This is a genomic window from Pseudomonas capsici, from assembly GCF_017165765.1.
Taxonomy (GTDB): Bacteria; Pseudomonadota; Gammaproteobacteria; order Pseudomonadales; family Pseudomonadaceae; genus Aquipseudomonas; species Aquipseudomonas capsici.
Map to the genome: position 1 here is coordinate 248,433 of NZ_JAFGZD010000001.1, position 16,653 is coordinate 265,085.

Sequence of the window (16,653 nt, forward strand, 5' to 3'; positions counted from 1 at the left end):
CTCAACGCATTACAAAAGGATCAGGCATGGGGGCCTGCGATAGATTGATCCATACCGTTTTCAGTTCGGTATAGGCCAGGACCGAGTCAATGCCGCTTTCCCGGCCATAGCCGCTGTTCTTGAACCCGCCGATGGGGGCCATGGCAGATACGGCTCGATAGGTGTTGACCCAGATGATACCTGAACGGATGTCCCGTGCCAGACGGTGTGCGCGGCCCAGGTCCCGGGTCCAGATACCGGCTGCCAGGCCGAACTGGGAGTCGTTGGCAATCGCCAGGGCTTCGGCCTCATCCTTGAAGCGGATTACCGAAGCGACAGGACCGAAGACTTCTTCCTGCATGATCTTCATGGAATTGCGGTCGCACTCGAACAGGGTCGGCTCGTAGAACCAGCCTTCGCCTGCCGTTTCGGGCCGCTTGCCACCCAGACGCAGGCGTGCGCCTTCGGCCAGAGCGTCAGCCACCAGGCCTTCGACTACGGCCAGTTGCTGGGCAGTGGCCATCGGGCCCATTTCAGTGGTTTCGTCCTGGGGGTTGCCGATGCGGATGCGGCTGGCGCGTTCGGCCAGACGTTCGACGAACTCGTCGTAGATCTCGTCCTGGACCAGCAGTCGCGAACCGGACACGCAGCTTTGCCCCGATGCGGCATAGATACCGGCGACCGCGCCATTGATGGCGCTGTCCAGATCGGCGTCGGCAAAGATGATATTGGGGGATTTGCCACCCAGTTCCAGCGACAGCTTGGCGAAGTTTTCGGCACTGCTGCGCACCACATGGCGCGCGGTTGCAGCGCCGCCGGTAAAGGCGATCTTGCGCACCAGCGGATGACGGGTCAGCGCCGCGCCGGTACTTGGGCCGTAGCCGGTCACGACATTCACCACGCCCGGTGGAATACCGGCTTCCAGCGCCAGACGCGCCAGTTCCAGAATGGTCGCCGAGGCATGCTCGGAAGGCTTGAGCACGATGGTATTGCCTGCCGCCAGTGCCGGAGCCAGCTTGATGGCGGTCAGATACAGCGGGCTGTTCCAGGGAATGATTCCGGCAACCACGCCCATGGGTTCATGGACCGTGTAGGCAAACAGGTCGGGCTTGTCGAGGGGCAGGGTGCCGCCTTCGAGTTTGTCCGCAAGACCGGCCGTGTAGTGGAAAAACTCCGGCAGATAGCTCACCTGACCGCGGGTTTCGCGGATCAGCTTGCCGTTGTCGCGGCTTTCCAGTTGCGCCAGTTGTTCCTTGTTTTCGGCGATCAGGTCGCCCAGCCTGCGCAGCAGCTTGCCCCGTGCCGTGGCTGTCAGACCACGCCAGGCCTTGCCTTCAAAGGCCTTTTGCGCGGCCTGGACGGCGCGTTCCACGTCTGCTTCATCGGCGTCGGGCAACTGCGCCCAGGGTTCGGCCAATGCAGGGTTGAGACTGTCGAAGGTCTTGCCGGAAAGTGCGTCGACCCATTGGCCGTCGATGCACATCTGAAAGCGCGTGAGAGTCATGCAACGATTCCCTTTGCCGGGTTATGTAGAGCTGCCGACTTGTCGAGAAAGTCCAGCAACACCTGATTGACCAGACGCGGCGATTCCACCGGCATCATGTGCCGCTGCTCGGGCAGTATCGCAACTTCTGCACCATGGATACGCATTGCCAGTTGACGGGCCATGTCCGGCGTCGAACCGGGGTCCAGCTCGCCGGTGGCAATCAGCGTCGGTGCGCGAATATCGCCCAGATCGTCGGCGCGGTACATATCCTGTGTGGCGAACAGCTTGTAAGTGGTCAGGTAGCCCTGTGGATCGTTGCTGGCCAGATTCTGGCGGATGGCAGCGATCTGCGCAGGGTTGGCCGCCTGGTATTCCTTGCTGAACCAGCGCGACAAGGCCTCTGCGGCATTGGCGTCGGGTCCGTGTTCGGCTGCCTGGCTGGTGCGTGCGATCACACCGGCACGTTGTTCGGGGGTGCGATTGAACACACTGTTGAGAATGACCATGCCGGACAGGTATTGCGGGAAGTGCAGGGCGAAGGCCCGCGCCACCAGCCCGCCCATCGAGAAACCGATGATCGTGGCCTGAGGCAGGCCCAGGTGGTCGAGCAGTTCACGCAGTTGTTCTGCATAACCGGGCAGGCCGGTATCCGGGTCCGGGCGCGGACTCGAACCATGACCCAGCATGTCGTAGGCAATGACTCGGTAATGCGGGGAAAGGCCGACAATCTGACCGCCCCACATTTCTTTGTTCAGACCCACCCCGTGAATCAACACCACAGGGTGGCCCTGGCCGGTGGCCAGATAACTGGTTCCGGCCGGGGTGCGTTCAGCGGTGAGCTGAATCATGGATCGCTCCTGCGCAGACATTATTGTTGGGGGTGGATGATCACTGGGCCTTCTCGGCAGCCAGTTCTTCCAGATCGATATAACGGTTGCCGATACGCGGATGCAGGCGGCCACCGTTGGCTGCACCCAGTACGACGATGATTTCGTCGGCGCGCGGTGCGTCTTCGATCTGCATTTCCAGAGTGATGTAGTGCGAACGCAGACCTTCGTCATCCTTGTGCATCATCGGGATCTGGATGGAAGTGCCCGGGCCGCCGCGCTTGTTGGTGAAGCTCAGGTAGCTCTTGGCCTTGACCGCTTCACGGTAGTGATTGCCGAAACGCAGGGTGTGAATCACCGCCGAAGCGTGTTCGATCTCGCCCTCGGCGCCGACCACTGCGGCCTTGCCGTAGGCTTCGATCTTGTCTGCACCGCCGATGGCGGCAGTCAGGCGCTTGACCATCAGTTCGCCCAGCTCGGAGCAGTTGGCGCGGATTTCCGGCTTGAGGTCTTCGACAAAACCACGACCGAGCCAAGGGTTCTTGATCACGACAGCCAGGCCGACCATGGTCACTGGTTTGTCGGTCGCCTTGCCGCCTTCGATGAAGGTTTCTTCGGTGTAATTGACGATCTTGCGAATTTCAAAGCTCATGTAGGACTCCCGGATCGAGCACTGTTGTATTTCGTATGATGGTATACCATAAGATTGTGTGTGCAAGTGCTTTATTCGGGCACGCTGTAAAAACCTTCTCCGGTGACCATTCGTCAGTGGTGTCCTGCGGTTCTTTGAACGTTGTCCGGCGTTAGCAGGCCAGATATTTCATGGGCCATGGACGGTTTTCGTCTCCTTCAGCCCACTACAGGAGAAAGAAATGACTGACTACCCAAGACCTCCTTTTCCGCAACAGGCGCAATCGGTGCCTGGTTCGCAAGCGAAGATGGAGCCCTATCCCGACTGTGGCGAGCAGAGCTACCGCGGTTCTGAACGGCTGCAAGACAAGATTGCCCTGATCACAGGTGCCGACAGCGGCATTGGCCGTGCAGTGGCCATTGCCTTTGCACGGGAGGGGGCCGATGTCGCGCTCTCTTACCTTGATGAGCATGAGGATGCTCAGGAAACCGCTCGCTGGGTCGAGCAGGCTGGCAGGCAGTGCCTGCTGCTGCCGGGGGATCTGGCGCAGAAAGAGCACTGCCGCAACATCGTCGAGGAAACGGTTGGACGCTTTGGTCGTATCGATGTGCTGGTCAATAACGCAGCCTTCCAGATGACTCATGAAACCTTCGAGGACATCTCCGATGAGGAATGGGTGAGAACCTTCGATATCAATATCACGGCTATATTTCGCATCTGTCAGGCGGCAGTGCCGCACATGGCTGCGGGCAGTTCGATCATCAACACCAGCTCGGTAAATGCCGACATGCCCAAGCCGACCCTGCTGCCTTATGCCTCCACCAAAGGCGCGATTGCCAATTTTTCCGGCGGTCTGGCGCAATTGCTTGGCGAGCGTGGAATCCGGGTCAACAGTGTCGCGCCGGGACCGATCTGGACACCCCTGATCGTGTCGACCATGACCGACGAAGAAGTCCGCAATTTCGGTAGCCAGACGCCGCTGGGGCGTCCGGGACAGCCTGTCGAGGTGGCACCGATTTATGTGCTGCTGGCTTCCGACCAGTCCAGCTATACCTCCGGTGCGCTGTATAGCGTGACGGGCGGCAAGCCGATTTTGTAGCGAACATTCTGCTTTCGCTGCAATCCCATGCAGTGATGGCCTGTCGATGAGGTACCGACAGGCCGTTGCTGTTTGCCTATGTCATTCATTTTTGACTGTGCCTTGACTCTTGCGGGGATATCCCCGTAAGTTGATCGACTCAGTCATGCATCAACTTCAGGAGAAATGCCATGTATCCCGATGTTCAGCTCTATATCGATGGCCAATGGCGTGCAAGCCGCGATGGGCGCACCTTGCCGGTCATCGATCCTGCCACCGGCCAGTCGCTGGGAACCGTGGCTCATGCCAGCATTCCCGATCTGGATGAAGCCCTGGCGGCAGCTGAACGTGGTTTTGCAACCTGGCGCGCCACTTCGGCCTACGACCGCTACAAGATCATGCAGAAGGCTGCGCAACTGCTGCGCGAGCGTGTCGACAGCATTGCCCGCATCATGACCCAGGAACAGGGCAAGCCGCTGGCTGAAGCGCGTATGGAAACCCAGTCCGCCGCCGATATCATCGACTGGCTGGCCGAGGAGGGGCGTCGTAGTTATGGGCGTCTCGTGCCGTCGCGCAATCCGTCCATCGAACAGAAGGTGATCAAGGAGCCGGTCGGCCCCGTTGCCGCGTTCACGCCCTGGAACTTCCCGATCAACCAGGTGGTGCGCAAGCTGTCGTCGGCACTGGCCGCCGGTTGCTCGATCATCATCAAGGCCCCGGAAGAAACCCCGGCATCGCCTGCCGAACTGATCCGTGCCTTTGCCGATGCCGGTGTGCCGGCGGGCGTTATCGGTCTGGTGTATGGCGTGCCTGCCGAAATCTCCAATTACCTGATCCCGCATCCGGTGATCCGCAAAGTGACCTTTACCGGCTCCACGCCGGTTGGCAAACAGTTGGCGGCTCTGGCGGGCCAGCATATGAAGCGCGCCACCATGGAGCTGGGCGGTCATGCGCCTGCATTGGTATTCGACGATGCCGACCTTGATCTGGCTGCGCGAGTGCTGTCCACCGCCAAATTCCGCAATGCGGGTCAGGTCTGTGTCTCGCCGACGCGAATTCTGGTGCAGCGCAAGGTATTCGAGGCCTTTACCGAGAAGTTCGTGGGGCTGACCCGCGAGGTCCGGGTCGGCAATGGCCTGGAAGCGGGCATTACCATGGGGCCGGTAGCGAATGAGCGTCGTATTCCGGCGCTGGTGGATCTGATCGAGGATGCCGTGGGTGCCGGTGCGAAACTGGAAACGGGCGGCAAGGCCGTTGAAGGGGCAGGGTATTTCTTCGAGCCGACCGTGTTGAGCGGCCTGACTCGGGAGATGCGCATCATGAACGAAGAGCCTTTTGGCCCTGTTGCGTTGCTGGTGCCGTTCGACACAGTGGAAGAGGTGATTGCCGAGTCCAACCGCGTGCCGTTCGGTCTTGCCTCTTATGCCTTCACCACTTCGATGAAGACTGCCCAGGCGCTGAGCAATGGTATCGAAGCCGGCATGCTGTCGATCAACCATCAGGGTATCGGCTTGCCGGAAGTCCCGTTTGGCGGGATCAAGGACTCGGGTTACGGTTCCGAAGGCGGTACCGAAGCCATTGAGGCCTACCTCAATACCAAGCTGGTGACGCAATTCAATTAAGCTGACTCAGTGGGAGCGGATCGGACGGCGCTCCGCTCCCACGCAGTTTTATTCCCGTGCCTGCTGAATGCCGTTCTGCTTCATCACCAGATTCTTCTCCTTCTTGTACTGCAAGGCGACTTCCGGCGCAGGGCCGCTCTGGCCGGTTTCCATCCAGCGGCGCAGGCGGCTGGCATCGGCAAAGTGCGTGTATTTGCCGAAGGCATCGAGAATCACTACTGAAACCGGGCGGTTGGCCATGCTGGTCAGCAGTACCAGACAATGGCCTGCCTGGTTGGTGAAACCGGTCTTGGTCAGCTTGATGTCCCAGTTGTCCTTGCGCACAAGGTGGTCCGTGTTGCTGAAGCCAAGGCTGTAAGTCGGCTTGCGGAAGGTCACGGTCTTTTCCGGGGTAGTGCTCAGCTCGCTGATCAGCGGGTATTTGCGAGCAGCCATGATCAGCTTGGTGAGGTCGCGTGCCGTGGAAACGTTATAGACCGACAGCCCGGTAGGCTCGACATAGGCCGTATGCTTCATGCCCAGCGCCTTGGCCTTGGCGTTCATCGCCAGGATGAAAGCCGGGTAGCCGCCCGGATAACTATGGGCCAGGCTCGCGGCGGCACGGTTTTCCGAAGACATCAGGGTGATCAGCAACATGTCCTTGCGGTTCATTTCGCTGCCCAGCTTGACGCGGGAGAACACGCCTTTCATTTCCGGGGTCTGGGAAATGTTGACCGGAATGACTTCGTCCATCGGCTGCTTGGCATCCAGTACGACCATCGCTGTCATGAGCTTGGTGACCGAAGCGATCGGCACGATAACGTCAGGATTGTGTGAATACAGAACCTTGTCGGTCTGCATATCAATAACCAGTGTGCTGCCGGAAGCCAGATGAAGCTGTGAAGGATCCCGGTTCAGAGCCGCGATTTCGTTTGCAATGGCATGGGTGGAAACTACAGGGCCTGTAAGTGCAAATAAAAGACCCAGAAGTGGCAGACGAATTTTCAAGAACAGGGCTCGCTCGATAAATGTGCAGTTTTGCACGTGGATATAGGAAAAACGCTGCATTTTAGGAGCGGAGTTTGTTCAAAGTCGATGGGGTGAACAGGACGTTTCGTCAATTAATTCACGAATCGTGGTTTTATTAAGTTGCTGTTAAGTAGGAAAGCCAGGAATTGATGGCGTGCCTTGAATATTCGTGGTGTCGCAGGCCGACACCGATTAGCATCCACGCCATCAATGCTCATCGATTTAAGGAAGCGTGCAATGCTCAAGGGGTTTATCGGCAAGGATTACGTTGTTCTGGTGATCGCTGCATCTCTGGTCGCTGTCGTGCTGCTTGTCACCGGCTTTTTTTCACGACCTGCCGACTGGGCGGGTTGGGTCCAGGCTACCGGGCTGATCGTAGGCATGATGGTTGCTGTGGCCGTGCCGGGTATCCAGCGCAAGCAGGAGGCGGCAGTGGCTCACAAGCAATTGCGTGAACGCGAGACCGGCTATGCCCGCCGTATTCAATACCTGTGCGGCGAGTTGACCGAGCTGCAGGCCAGAACCAGCCTCAATCTCACTCATTTGCGTGCCAGTGACCGGCATCGTCTGAAATACACCTTGCAGGATTATCTGCACCGCCTGTTCGAGTCCCACAAACATGATTTGAATGATGATCGTGTCGTGCTGGCTTATGAGCTGCGTCAGGTGGCCAACGACCTGATCGATGAACTGGACAGCGGTCGTACGGACCGTGTCGTGTTCGTCGCACTGGAGAAACGTCTGCAGAAGCTGGCTCATCGCTGCCAGATCAATGCGGCAATGGCCGAGCGCGTCTGAGGTTTTCCCGGGCCCATAAAAAAGCCCACATCGAAGGATGTGGGCAAGGGGATGTGCGGAGCAATCGCACGAAGCCTGTGAAATCGGGTACTGCACTCAGCCGTTGAGCTTATGGCTTTCCAGCTTCTCGGAGCTGGCCTGGGCTGCAGGCAGAGAGGCGAAAGGGCCGCTGACGGGCTCGCCGTTGTGCATCAGATACCAGCAGGCCAGAAGGCCGCGTTCTCTGAGTGTGGCCGGGACGGCGCTGCCAACTACTGACATGATCTGAACCTTGTTCATGGCTGTCTCCATCAATCAATGGCGCTACTTTACGCAGCCATCGTCTCCGACAGAAATCATCGTTCTCGATAGTGGTCATTGATAATCGCGAGGGTTGCGCGCCTTGACGGGCAACCCCGGTTTGATGACAAAGCAACGAAAAGCCCCGCACTTGGCGGGGCTTTTGTCGGGTTACCAGTGACCGCGTGGTGGGCCATAGTAGACGGGTGGTGGTCCATAACGGCGGTAGTAGCCCGGTGGCGGAGCCGGGTAGCGTTCCACGACCTCATAAACCGGGCGCGGCTGGTAGTAAACCACTGGCGGAGGAGGTGGCGCGTAGTAGACCGGCTGCGGTGGAACATAGACCGGCTGGCGTTCTACATACACTGTCCTGTCATGGCTGGACGAAACTGCAGCTCCAACCACGGCAGCGCCGACGATTGCACCCAGTACGGCTGGCCCACCCCAGCCACGATCAGCGTTGGCCTGGCCTGCCAATGCCAGGGCACCTATAAACAAGGCAATTTTGGGGATATGACGAATCATGACTGTTCCTCGCTCTCAACCCGTTGTCGCGGGCCTGCATTACGCTCAAGCACTGCCACGGGATAACTCTAAGACATCGTAATCGGAGAAATCTGCGAAGCCATTAGGTAAATTTTGTGTAAGGGGGCCGGCGATGTTTGTGTAGCGGATTCATCGTGGGGGCTCGGAGCAGATTCTACGCTGGCTCCGAGGGGTTAATCCAATACCGTTCGGTAGGAAGTAAACGTAATCAGGTAAGCCTTCCCGTTTACTCCAGCCTCGCCAACCGCTCCTCAAGCGCCGCAATCCGCGCTTCCAGTTCATCCAGCCTCTCGTTGGATGCTGATGAGGATGAACGCTCCGGCTGGTTTTGCCGGGCTGCCAGAAGTTCCTGCAGGTCCGCCGGGTCTCCCAACGAATGCATGTAGCGATCTTCGCGCTGGCCGGGCTGGCGTGGCAGCAGGGTTGCCAGACCCCGGACGATGAGGCGATCCAGTTGGTGGACGACCTGTTCGCTGTCTTCGAAGTCGTGCATGCGATTGCTGCGGGTCAGCAGTTCGTTGCTGGTCTGTGGGCCACGCAGCAGTAGCAGGCCGGTCAGGATCATCTGGGCTGGCACCAGTTCCAGGTGCTTGTCGACCTTGTGCTCCCAGCGGTCGGCGCGGCTGCCCATGACCAGGCGAGCGAGGCCCCGGTTTTCCAGGGCGCGCAGGCTTTGGCCGACCTGGCCCTGAGTCAGGTTCATCACCGGATCACGGCTGGTTTTCTGGTTGCAGGCAAGAACCAGCGCATTGAGTGTCAGCGGATAGGTTTCCGGGCTGGTGGCCTGTTTTTCGATCAGGCAGCCGAGAATGCGTACTTCGGTGCTGTTGAGTCGCAGCGCCTCGGTGCCATCGGCTGATTCGGTTGCAGAAGGTTCGGTGGTCATTACGCTTTTTCCCTGAGCGATGGCGGGGTGTCAGCCTATGGGTTGCACTGAATTATTTCCAGTGCGCCGATGATTCGCTGCATGGCACTGAGAAAAGACTCGCCATCTTTCCTCAAGAGCATGTCTATAATTCCTGACTTTCACTTTCAGGATCTGTCATGTCTATTTCCCTGTACGCCGCTTCCGTCCCTGTATTCCAGCAAATGCTCAACGCGCTGAATGACGTTCTGGTCAAGGCCGAGGCCCACGCGACCGAGAAGAAAATCCAGCCTGAAGCCCTGTTGCAGGCGCGTCTGTTCCCGGACATGCTGCCTTTTACCCGTCAGATTCAGATCGCCGTGGATTTCGCCAAGGGCGCTTCGGCTCGTCTGGCTGGCGTCGAGATTCCGAAATACGAAGATAACGAAACCACCTTTGCCGATCTGCAAGCCCTGATCGCCAAGACTCTGGCCTTCATCGCCAGCATCAAGCCGCAAGATGTCGACGGCAAGGAAGGCATTGAGATCGTTCTGCGTCCTGGCACCGACAAGGAAAAGCGCCTCAACGGCCAGGCTTACCTGCTCAGCTATGCCTTGCCGCAGTTCTTTTTCCATGTCACCACGGCCTACGATCTGCTGCGCCACAATGGCGTGGAAATCGGCAAGCGCGATTACATGGGCAAATTCTAGGCTCAGTCGGTAAACAGCTTGTTTCGGGCACTCTCGGTAATGGCGACAATGCCGGGGTGCTTGACCTTGCGTTCGACGGTAATGGCATAGAACGATTCGGTCACCGATTCGGTATGGCCAATGATCTTCACGTCGTATTGACTCTGTACTTCATCGGCGATCACGCTGGGGGCGACGAATACGCCACTGCCGGATTTACCGAAAGCCTTCATCAGGGCGCTGTCGTCGAACTCGCCGATGATCCGTGGCTGGATTTTCTGTTCGGCGAACCAGCGCATCAACCTGCCGCGTACCACGGTGTCCTGCCCGGGAATCAATAGCGGCGCTCCATGCATGCACTGCGGAAAGTCTCCCCACAGACTTTCAGCCACGCCCTGGGTGGCGAAGAAGCTGACGCCGCACTCTCCCAGTTTCTGGTTGTAGCCTTTGATGTCCAGATGTGGTGGCATAGGGCTGTCAGATATCACCATGTCCAGTTTCTGGATCGCCAGGTCAGCCAGCAGGCGTTCGAGCTTGTCTTCACGGCAGGTGATGCGGATCGACTCGTCAAGCTCCATGGTGGGCGCAATCAGTCGATAGACGATGGATTTGGGTACGACATCTGCCACGCCGATGCGAAACAGGATCTGTTGTTCGTCGGGCTGCGAGCGCAGCATGGTTTCCAGTTCATTACCCAACTGGAACATCTGTTCGGCATAAGGCAGTGCCAGGCGACCGGCTTCGGTCAGTTCCAGTTGCCGCCCTACACGGCGGAAGAGATCGACGCCCAGGGTCTCCTCGAACAGGCTGATCTGGCCGCTGATGGTCTGGGGTGTGAGGTTCAATTGTTCGCAGGCACGCACGATGCTGCCGGTTCGGGCCACGACCCAGAAATAGTGAAGTTGGCGGTAGTTGAGCATAAAGATTGCCGATTCGGTAAAACCGAAGTATACACCTTGAAAAATCGAATTTTTCTGATGTTTCCATGTCTCTAGAATGCTTCGCTGACGCCGGACCAAAGGTGATGTCCGGCCTTGCATATCGAGGGAAGCATGATCAAACCCGTTTACGCCGCATTGCTGACATGTTCACTGGTTGTGATGGCTGGCTGTGACCAGGTAGAAACATCGACCAAGCAAATCCTGGACACGGCTGCCAACACAGCCAAACAGGCGATTGACGATACCCATGAAGCTGCAACCAAGGCACTGGAAGATACCCGCAAGGATCTTTCGGTACTTGAACCCAAGAAACAGCCCGAGTCTCCCGAAGAGAAGTCTGGTAAAGAAATCTAACGCTTAACATTGGCTCAAGCAGGACACGATCTATGGAATACCTTTTGGAACTCGTTACAAGTCCCGCAGCCTGGATTGCCTTGGCCACGCTGGTGGTGATGGAAGTCGTGTTGGGTATCGATAACCTGATCTTCATTTCCATTCTGACCAACAAGTTGCCGGAGCATCAGCGCGCCAAGGCTCGTCGCCTGGGTATCAGTGCGGCTCTGATCATGCGTCTGGGCCTGCTCAGTACCGTGGCCTTCATCGTCCAGTTGACCGAGCCTGTACTCGAAGTGTTCGGCCAGGCGTTCTCCTGGAAGGACATGATCCTGATTGCGGGTGGCCTGTTCCTGGTCTGGAAGGCGACCACGGAAATCCATCACAGCATGGACAGCAAGGTCGAAGAGGAAAAGACGATCGGATCCGCTGTCACCCTGAGCATGGGCGCGGCAATCTTCCAGATCCTGCTGCTGGACCTGGTGTTCTCCATCGACAGCATCATCACGGCTGTGGGCATGACCGAACACTTGCCGATCATGATTATCGCTGTGGTGTCTGCCGTGATCGTGATGATGGTGGCTGCCAACCCGTTGGCCAAGTTCATCAATGACAACCCGACGGTGGTCATGCTGGCCCTGGGCTTCCTGATCATGATCGGTATGACGCTGATCGCTGAAGGTTTCGGTGCCCATGTGCCTAAAGGCTACATCTACGCCGCCATGACGTTCTCGGCCGCTGTTGAGATCCTCAACATTCTGGCTCGCAAGGCCAAGCGTAAAAAGGCTGCTGCCGAGCAGGCTGCCAAAGCCTGATCCCCGGATCGGCGAAGCAAAAAAATGGTCGGCCCTGTAACGGGGCCGACCATTTTGCATTTCATGGGCGCTGATCAGTGAGCTGTTGCAGGCTGTCTTTTATCAAGCCGGACCACTGGTGTCGGTCGAACGGCGCGAGGTTGGTGACGACGGGAAATTCTCAGTACTCCCCAAAGCATGGCGCCTGCAACCATCAGCCATGCCACGATCAGCATCACGATTGTCATTTCCAGGCTCATAAGTGCCTCCGTATTTGCCGCTTCTTCTTGCTGTCTGAATAACTGACAGTCTAGTCCCTCACATGTTTCGATTAATTGACGGCTATGACCAATTTGATCTATCCAGTCACTCTGACTGTGTCAGAAGGCTATACCCACGCGCTGTGCCGCTCTATGATCGATGCCCGAGTCGGGTCGCGCGTTACCTGACACCAGTTGAAGTGAGTGAAAATGCTGCCGGTATCTTTCTTGTTCAACGCTGCCAGATCCCGGCGGCCATGGTGGGTGATTGCCCTTGTATTGAGCCTGAGCGCCTGCACCTCGATGGTCACACCACAGATTCAGCGCCTGCCGGATCGAGTGGAACTCAATTCTGTGCCGTTCTTTCGTGGCAACGCTTATCAAAGTGGGCCCGGGGCGTTGGCGGGCATGCTGGCCAACCGTCAGGTGCTGATTACGCCCGGTCTGCTCGATAAACCGCTGCAATTGCCAGGCGGCGAGGGGCGACTCGAAAGCAGCATGCAGAACGTGGCGCGCCAATACGGCTTCATGGTTTACCCGCTCGATGGCGAATTGCACGCCTTGCTGGAGCAGGTTTCGGCGGGTTATCCGGTGATGCTGCGCCTGTCCGACGGTTCGGCCTGGTGGAAAGAGCCCCGGTATGTCGTGTTGGTGGGCTACAACCGCATCAAGCAGACCGTTCTGTTGCAGGCTGGCATGAATCGTCGGCAGTTGATGAGCTTTGGCAGCTTCAACTCTGCCTGGAAGGATGCAGGTAGCTGGGCGATCCTGATTCAGGGGCCGAGACAACTGCCTGCCAATGTGGATCGGCAGCGCTGGCTGAAAGCTGCCAATGAGCTGTCCCAGGCGGGGCAGGAGCAGGCGGCGGGTGAGGCGGTCAAGACGCTGGACCGGCAGGGTGTTAAATAAGTTTGGTCTGAAGGAGTGAAAGCCCCCGACCTGCAGGGGTTTCACTCTGTTCAGCTTCAAAAACCCAGTCTGTCACGCAGGCTGTAATACCAGGCGCCCAGGGCTGTAAGCGGCGTGCGCAGCAACTGGCCGCCGGGGAAGGGGTAGTGGGGCAGGTCGGCGAATGCATCGAAACGCTCGGCCTGACCGCGCAAGGCTTCGGCGAGCACCTTGCCTGCCAGATGGGTGTAGGTCACGCCATGTCCGCTGCAGCCCTGAGAGTAATAGATGTTGTCGCCCAGGCGTCCGACCTGCGGCAAGCGTGACAGGGTCAGCAGGAAGTTGCCGGTCCAGGCGTAATCGATTTTCACGTTCTTGAGCTGCGGGAAGGCCTTGAGCATCTTGGGACGAATGATGGCTTCGATATTGGCCGGATCCCGCGCGCCATACACCACGCCGCCGCCAAAGATCAGGCGCTTGTCGGCACTGAGGCGATAATAGTCCAGCAGGTAATTGCAGTCCTCGACGCAGTAATCCTGAGGCAGCAGGGATTTGGCCAGCTCTTCGCTCAGCGGTTCGGTGGTGATGACCTGAGTGCCGCATGGCATGGATTTGGCTGCCAGCTCCGGCACCAGGTTGCCCAGATAGGCATTGCCGGCCACGATGATGAATCTGGCGCGGACTTTCCCTTGAGCGGTATGCACGACCGGACTGGCCCCGCGCTCGATGCGGATCGCCGCCGACTGTTCATGAATCACGCCGCCCAGCGACTCCACGGCCGCCGCTTCGCCCAACGCCAGGTTCAGCGGATGGATGTGGCCGCCGGTCATATCCAGCATGCCGCCGATGTATTGTTCGCAGGCCACGACTTCGCCGATGCGACGCTTGTCCATCAATTCCAGATGCGTATGTCCGTAGCGCTCCCACAGGCGTTTTTGCGCTTCCAGGTGCGCCATCTGTTTATTGGTCAGGGCTGCGAACACGCCACCGTCCTTCAGGTCGCACTGAATGCCGTAGCGCGAAACCCGGTCACGAATGATCGTCGCGCCCTCGAACGCCATCTGGCCCAGTAACTGCGCCTGTTTTGGACCAACGCTACGCTCGATGACATCGATATCGCGGCTGTAGCTGTTGACGATCTGCCCGCCGTTACGACCCGAAGCACCAAAGCCGACCTTCGCGGCCTCGAGTACTGTCACCCTGAAGCCATGCTCAAGCAGGAAGAGGGCGCTGGAAAGGCCGGTATAGCCTGCGCCGATGATGCAGACATCTGTCTCCACTTCACCCTGCAAGGCAGGACGTTCCGGCGCTGGATTGGCTGAGGCTGCATAGTAGGACTGCGGGTAGAGCGTGTTCGCCATCCTGAAGCTCCGTTTAAAATTCTTGACGTGTGCCGTGATCCTACCCCAGTTAAAAAGCCTCTGCCAGCCATCCGCTAAAACATATTCGTCCGTGCAGCACCTAAAAGCGTTGCTAATTCATAGGCTTAGCTGAAAAAGTGATTGACAGGCCAGTCAATATCCGTAGAATGCGCTCCCACAGCAGGCACGTAGCTCAGTTGGTTAGAGCACCACCTTGACATGGTGGGGGTCGTTGGTTCGAGTCCAATCGCGCCTACCAGACAAAATCCGCTCTGCTGGGCGGTAGAGAAGGGCGATCCGAAAGGGTCGCCCTTTTTTCGTTCGGCTGACGGAAAGCCGCATGACGATCACGATTCAGTCTGCCGACCTGTTATTGCACCGCAACCTCATGACTACAGTCGAATTACAAGATGAAGGGTGCTCTCATTCTGGATGTTGTAATCGCTCAAGGCTTTTTGGTCTTCAAGCAGTTTCCCGGAAAAGATGAGCCTTTGTTCCGTAGCAGGAATGCCATACCTGTTCTCGAGATTGTCTTTCACATTCCTGATCGTATCCGACGGCTCTACTTCCAGAACCAGGTTTTCTCCGGTCAGTTTCTTCACATAAATAATCATTTCGTCACCTGCGGTCGAAGGGCATAGGTGGCGCGAATGGGCGTGTCTCGATCGTCTTTCGGGTAGATTTCTACAGTTCGCTTGCGCGCCTGAATACAGGTTAAAAGCGAGGTTCAATGACCGAAACTGACAGAAATGCCAGTGCCAGGCGCTTTCGGACCGCTGGCCAGGCCTTCTTTGTCGGGATGTGCTGAGGTGGCTTGATGAGACCCAGGCTGAGTGTGAAGGCAAAAATTCGAATATATCAGTGGGTTAGTGCGAAAAGCCGTTGACACCTCTTTCAATATCCGTAGAATGCGCTCCCACAGCAGGCACGTAGCTCAGTTGGTTAGAGCACCACCTTGACATGGTGGGGGTCGTTGGTTCGAGTCCAATCGCGCCTACCAGACAAAATCCGCTCTGCTGGGCGGTAGAGAAGGGCGATCCGAAAGGGTCGCCCTTTTTTCGTTCCTGAGAAAACGTTCACAAATTACAGGCAGTGTTCACAGAAGGCAACGTGAACAGAAAATTTGGCCTGTGGTGAGCGTTCACACGTCATTCACAGTGATGTTCACGGCAGCGTTCACACAAGAAATTGTGAACGACTTAGCCTAACTCATTGATCTGAAAGGTCGGAACACCTTCTTGTTAAGGTGGTGGGCATTGTTCGTGCCTCACAATGACGGCTTCTAACCATCTGAGCTACGTGCCTGCTGTGGTGGGTAAGTAGCTAAACGTCTGTGGCACCAAGCCAATGAGCTATCAATGTATGAGAGAGGCGACCAGTCAGTGTATGAGTCTGTCTGGTAGGAAGACATGCCCTCATTTTCTGGCTGGGGCGCATGAGCGCATGGGGGTAGGGAGGGGGTGTAGGGGGTAGTGCTATTTATGCATTGTCCCCTGATATTTTCTAGGGGAAATTCTAGGTTTTACGTACCCCAAGTTTATATGCAAGCTCTAAAGCTTCCTCCATCAACTTAATGGCTTCCTTGTATTGAGCTGCGTAACCTTGCTCCCTTAAAACACCTTCAGGTCTAAGATCCTGAACCACTGCGTCTAGTAAGCCGTAAAATGTAACAATGTCAATTGCAAATTGCTCTGGTAATAATCCCAGTTTCTCCAGATGGGCCTTGAAAACCTTGTTGTAATCAGGCTGTATCGAAACTATTGATTGCTCTTTATGTTCTTGAAAGTGTGCCTTTTTTTTAGCCGCTAAAGCGCTATCTCTGTTGTTCGCTATCATGAGGTCGGTGTAGGTTTGTTTTGCGTCATTGAGATAGTTTCTTATATTTATCATTTTTACTATGTATGAGACCTCTGCTAGCAGGGCGGCTTGAACTGTTTTTCTTGCGTTGTGATCCCTCCTAACTGCCCCTATGGCTTGGGGGATAAATCCTAGGCACGCACCAGCGACGACTGACCAGAAAGGTATCCAAAGGTTGGGTGTAGGGGTTAAGGCTTTTAGCTCTCTTACAATTTGAATGTAACTTAGTAGCTGTTCTGGAGGAATTGTATCCATATCAAACTCCTAGGCTGTGACAATCGCGATGCGCTATTTTGGTTGACAATTTTTGTTGATTGTAATATAAGATCAATATATGGTAAACGGGCCTGCCTAGCTACTCAGGTAAACTGTATGTCCCTAATAGGGGGCGCTTCAAGGTTAGTAGTGTCATAGCGTAGCCTTCAATGGCGT

Annotated in this window: 18 protein-coding genes and 2 tRNA genes; 9 read left to right on the plus strand and 11 right to left on the minus strand. The window is 56.9% G+C overall.

Annotated features, from left to right (window positions below):
* Window position 1: 1 nt before the first annotated feature.
* The 3 genes from JSY17_RS01045 to JSY17_RS01055 are packed head-to-tail and all read right to left on the minus strand — an operon-like array spanning window position 2 to window position 2,944.
* A complete protein-coding gene (locus tag JSY17_RS01045; RefSeq protein WP_117180938.1) occupies window positions 2-1,483 on the minus strand; it encodes an aldehyde dehydrogenase in 1,482 nt (493 codons plus the stop codon).
* Window positions 1,480-2,313, minus strand: coding sequence for an alpha/beta fold hydrolase (locus JSY17_RS01050; RefSeq protein ID WP_117164800.1), 834 nt, complete (start codon window positions 2,311-2,313; stop codon window positions 1,480-1,482). The genes JSY17_RS01045 and JSY17_RS01050 overlap by 4 nt, the downstream gene beginning before the upstream one ends.
* Before the next feature lie 40 nt (window positions 2,314-2,353).
* Window positions 2,354-2,944 (minus strand): amino acid synthesis family protein, encoded by a 591-nt coding sequence (locus tag JSY17_RS01055; RefSeq protein WP_095067590.1) that lies wholly within the window; start codon window positions 2,942-2,944, stop codon window positions 2,354-2,356.
* Between the two features lie 220 nt (window positions 2,945-3,164).
* Between JSY17_RS01055 and JSY17_RS01060 the strand changes: the two genes are divergently transcribed.
* Window positions 3,165-4,022, plus strand: coding sequence for an SDR family oxidoreductase (locus JSY17_RS01060; protein WP_122370923.1), 858 nt, complete (start codon window positions 3,165-3,167; stop codon window positions 4,020-4,022).
* A gap of 170 nt (window positions 4,023-4,192) precedes the next feature.
* Window positions 4,193-5,623, plus strand: a complete 1,431-nt coding sequence (locus JSY17_RS01065; protein WP_117180936.1) for an NAD-dependent succinate-semialdehyde dehydrogenase — start codon at window positions 4,193-4,195, stop codon at window positions 5,621-5,623.
* A 48-nt stretch (window positions 5,624-5,671) separates the two neighbouring features.
* Here JSY17_RS01065 and pbpG read toward each other — a convergent pair whose 3' ends face one another.
* Window positions 5,672-6,610 (minus strand): D-alanyl-D-alanine endopeptidase, encoded by a 939-nt coding sequence (pbpG, locus tag JSY17_RS01070; protein ID WP_404823331.1) that lies wholly within the window; start codon window positions 6,608-6,610, stop codon window positions 5,672-5,674.
* Window positions 6,611-6,868: 258 nt separating this feature from the next.
* Between pbpG and JSY17_RS01075 the strand changes: the two genes are divergently transcribed.
* Window positions 6,869-7,429, plus strand: coding sequence for a hypothetical protein (locus JSY17_RS01075; protein ID WP_117180935.1), 561 nt, complete (start codon window positions 6,869-6,871; stop codon window positions 7,427-7,429).
* Between the two features lie 96 nt (window positions 7,430-7,525).
* Here JSY17_RS01075 and JSY17_RS01080 read toward each other — a convergent pair whose 3' ends face one another.
* The 3 genes from JSY17_RS01080 to JSY17_RS01090 form a co-directional block, all read right to left on the minus strand.
* Window positions 7,526-7,708 carry a hypothetical protein gene (locus JSY17_RS01080; RefSeq protein WP_117180934.1) on the minus strand — a complete coding sequence of 61 codons (183 nt, stop codon included), beginning with the start codon at window positions 7,706-7,708 and terminating at the stop codon, window positions 7,526-7,528.
* Between the two features lie 171 nt (window positions 7,709-7,879).
* On the minus strand, window positions 7,880-8,233 hold the full coding sequence (locus JSY17_RS01085; RefSeq protein ID WP_117180933.1) for a hypothetical protein: 354 nt from the start codon (window positions 8,231-8,233) through the stop codon (window positions 7,880-7,882).
* 247 nt (window positions 8,234-8,480) lie between these two features.
* Window positions 8,481-9,140: a YceH family protein gene (locus JSY17_RS01090; RefSeq protein ID WP_206401113.1), complete on the minus strand. Its 660-nt coding sequence runs from the start codon at window positions 9,138-9,140 to the stop codon at window positions 8,481-8,483.
* Between the two features lie 158 nt (window positions 9,141-9,298).
* On the opposite strand from JSY17_RS01090, the gene JSY17_RS01095 reads away from it, so the two are divergent.
* Complete coding sequence (locus JSY17_RS01095; protein ID WP_117164792.1) at window positions 9,299-9,808, plus strand: DUF1993 domain-containing protein; 510 nt, start codon at window positions 9,299-9,301, stop codon at window positions 9,806-9,808.
* A 2-nt stretch (window positions 9,809-9,810) separates the two neighbouring features.
* Here JSY17_RS01095 and nhaR read toward each other — a convergent pair whose 3' ends face one another.
* Window positions 9,811-10,707 (minus strand): transcriptional activator NhaR, encoded by an 897-nt coding sequence (gene nhaR / locus JSY17_RS01100; protein WP_117164791.1) that lies wholly within the window; start codon window positions 10,705-10,707, stop codon window positions 9,811-9,813.
* Window positions 10,708-10,839: 132 nt separating this feature from the next.
* On the opposite strand from nhaR, the gene JSY17_RS01105 reads away from it, so the two are divergent.
* The 3 genes from JSY17_RS01105 (at window position 10,840) to JSY17_RS01115 (ending at window position 13,024) form a co-directional block, all read left to right on the plus strand.
* On the plus strand, window positions 10,840-11,082 hold the full coding sequence (locus JSY17_RS01105) for a hypothetical protein (protein WP_117164790.1): 243 nt from the start codon (window positions 10,840-10,842) through the stop codon (window positions 11,080-11,082).
* A gap of 32 nt (window positions 11,083-11,114) precedes the next feature.
* Window positions 11,115-11,876 (plus strand): TerC family protein, encoded by a 762-nt coding sequence (locus JSY17_RS01110; RefSeq protein WP_117180930.1) that lies wholly within the window; start codon window positions 11,115-11,117, stop codon window positions 11,874-11,876.
* 449 nt (window positions 11,877-12,325) lie between these two features.
* Window positions 12,326-13,024: a peptidase C39 family protein gene (locus JSY17_RS01115; protein ID WP_122370925.1), complete on the plus strand. Its 699-nt coding sequence runs from the start codon at window positions 12,326-12,328 to the stop codon at window positions 13,022-13,024.
* 56 nt (window positions 13,025-13,080) lie between these two features.
* On the opposite strand, the gene JSY17_RS01120 is transcribed toward JSY17_RS01115, so the two are convergent.
* A complete protein-coding gene (locus JSY17_RS01120) occupies window positions 13,081-14,364 on the minus strand; it encodes an NAD(P)/FAD-dependent oxidoreductase (RefSeq protein ID WP_117180928.1) in 1,284 nt (427 codons plus the stop codon).
* Between the two features lie 182 nt (window positions 14,365-14,546).
* Here JSY17_RS01120 and JSY17_RS01125 point away from each other — a divergent pair.
* Window positions 14,547-14,623 (plus strand) — tRNA-Val (locus JSY17_RS01125).
* Between the two features lie 133 nt (window positions 14,624-14,756).
* Here JSY17_RS01125 and JSY17_RS01130 read toward each other — a convergent pair.
* A complete protein-coding gene (locus JSY17_RS01130; RefSeq protein ID WP_117187087.1) occupies window positions 14,757-14,978 on the minus strand; it encodes a ubiquitin-like protein in 222 nt (73 codons plus the stop codon).
* 309 nt (window positions 14,979-15,287) lie between these two features.
* On the opposite strand from JSY17_RS01130, the gene JSY17_RS01135 reads away from it, so the two are divergent.
* A tRNA-Val gene (locus JSY17_RS01135) sits at window positions 15,288-15,364 on the plus strand.
* A 515-nt stretch (window positions 15,365-15,879) separates the two neighbouring features.
* On the opposite strand, the gene JSY17_RS01140 is transcribed toward JSY17_RS01135, so the two are convergent.
* The gene (locus tag JSY17_RS01140) at window positions 15,880-16,476 is read right to left on the minus strand and encodes a hypothetical protein (RefSeq protein WP_206401118.1); all 597 of its coding nucleotides are present in this window, start codon (window positions 16,474-16,476) and stop codon (window positions 15,880-15,882) included.
* Between the last annotated feature and the right edge of the window lie 177 nt (window positions 16,477-16,653).

Excerpts from the sequence above, each read along its gene's own strand:
- JSY17_RS01075 (WP_117180935.1), top strand. The coding sequence starts at position 6,869 with ATGCTCAAGGGGTTTATCGGCAAGGATTACGTTGTTCTGGTGATCGCT.
- JSY17_RS01095 (WP_117164792.1), top strand. The coding sequence starts at position 9,299 with ATGTCTATTTCCCTGTACGCCGCTTCCGTCCCTGTATTCCAGCAAATG.
- nhaR (WP_117164791.1), bottom strand. The coding sequence starts at position 10,707 with ATGCTCAACTACCGCCAACTTCACTATTTCTGGGTCGTGGCCCGAACC.
- JSY17_RS01085 (WP_117180933.1), bottom strand. The coding sequence starts at position 8,233 with ATGATTCGTCATATCCCCAAAATTGCCTTGTTTATAGGTGCCCTGGCA.
- JSY17_RS01105 (WP_117164790.1), top strand. The coding sequence starts at position 10,840 with ATGATCAAACCCGTTTACGCCGCATTGCTGACATGTTCACTGGTTGTG.
- JSY17_RS01120 (WP_117180928.1), bottom strand. The coding sequence starts at position 14,364 with ATGGCGAACACGCTCTACCCGCAGTCCTACTATGCAGCCTCAGCCAAT.
- JSY17_RS01080 (WP_117180934.1), bottom strand. The coding sequence starts at position 7,708 with ATGAACAAGGTTCAGATCATGTCAGTAGTTGGCAGCGCCGTCCCGGCC.
- JSY17_RS01055 (WP_095067590.1), bottom strand. The coding sequence starts at position 2,944 with ATGAGCTTTGAAATTCGCAAGATCGTCAATTACACCGAAGAAACCTTC.
- JSY17_RS01045 (WP_117180938.1), bottom strand. The coding sequence starts at position 1,483 with ATGACTCTCACGCGCTTTCAGATGTGCATCGACGGCCAATGGGTCGAC.
- JSY17_RS01065 (WP_117180936.1), top strand. The coding sequence starts at position 4,193 with ATGTATCCCGATGTTCAGCTCTATATCGATGGCCAATGGCGTGCAAGC.
- JSY17_RS01050 (WP_117164800.1), bottom strand. The coding sequence starts at position 2,313 with ATGATTCAGCTCACCGCTGAACGCACCCCGGCCGGAACCAGTTATCTG.
- JSY17_RS01130 (WP_117187087.1), bottom strand. The coding sequence starts at position 14,978 with ATGATTATTTATGTGAAGAAACTGACCGGAGAAAACCTGGTTCTGGAA.
- JSY17_RS01090 (WP_206401113.1), bottom strand. The coding sequence starts at position 9,140 with ATGACCACCGAACCTTCTGCAACCGAATCAGCCGATGGCACCGAGGCG.
- JSY17_RS01140 (WP_206401118.1), bottom strand. The coding sequence starts at position 16,476 with ATGGATACAATTCCTCCAGAACAGCTACTAAGTTACATTCAAATTGTA.
- JSY17_RS01110 (WP_117180930.1), top strand. The coding sequence starts at position 11,115 with ATGGAATACCTTTTGGAACTCGTTACAAGTCCCGCAGCCTGGATTGCC.
- JSY17_RS01115 (WP_122370925.1), top strand. The coding sequence starts at position 12,326 with ATGCTGCCGGTATCTTTCTTGTTCAACGCTGCCAGATCCCGGCGGCCA.
- JSY17_RS01060 (WP_122370923.1), top strand. The coding sequence starts at position 3,165 with ATGACTGACTACCCAAGACCTCCTTTTCCGCAACAGGCGCAATCGGTG.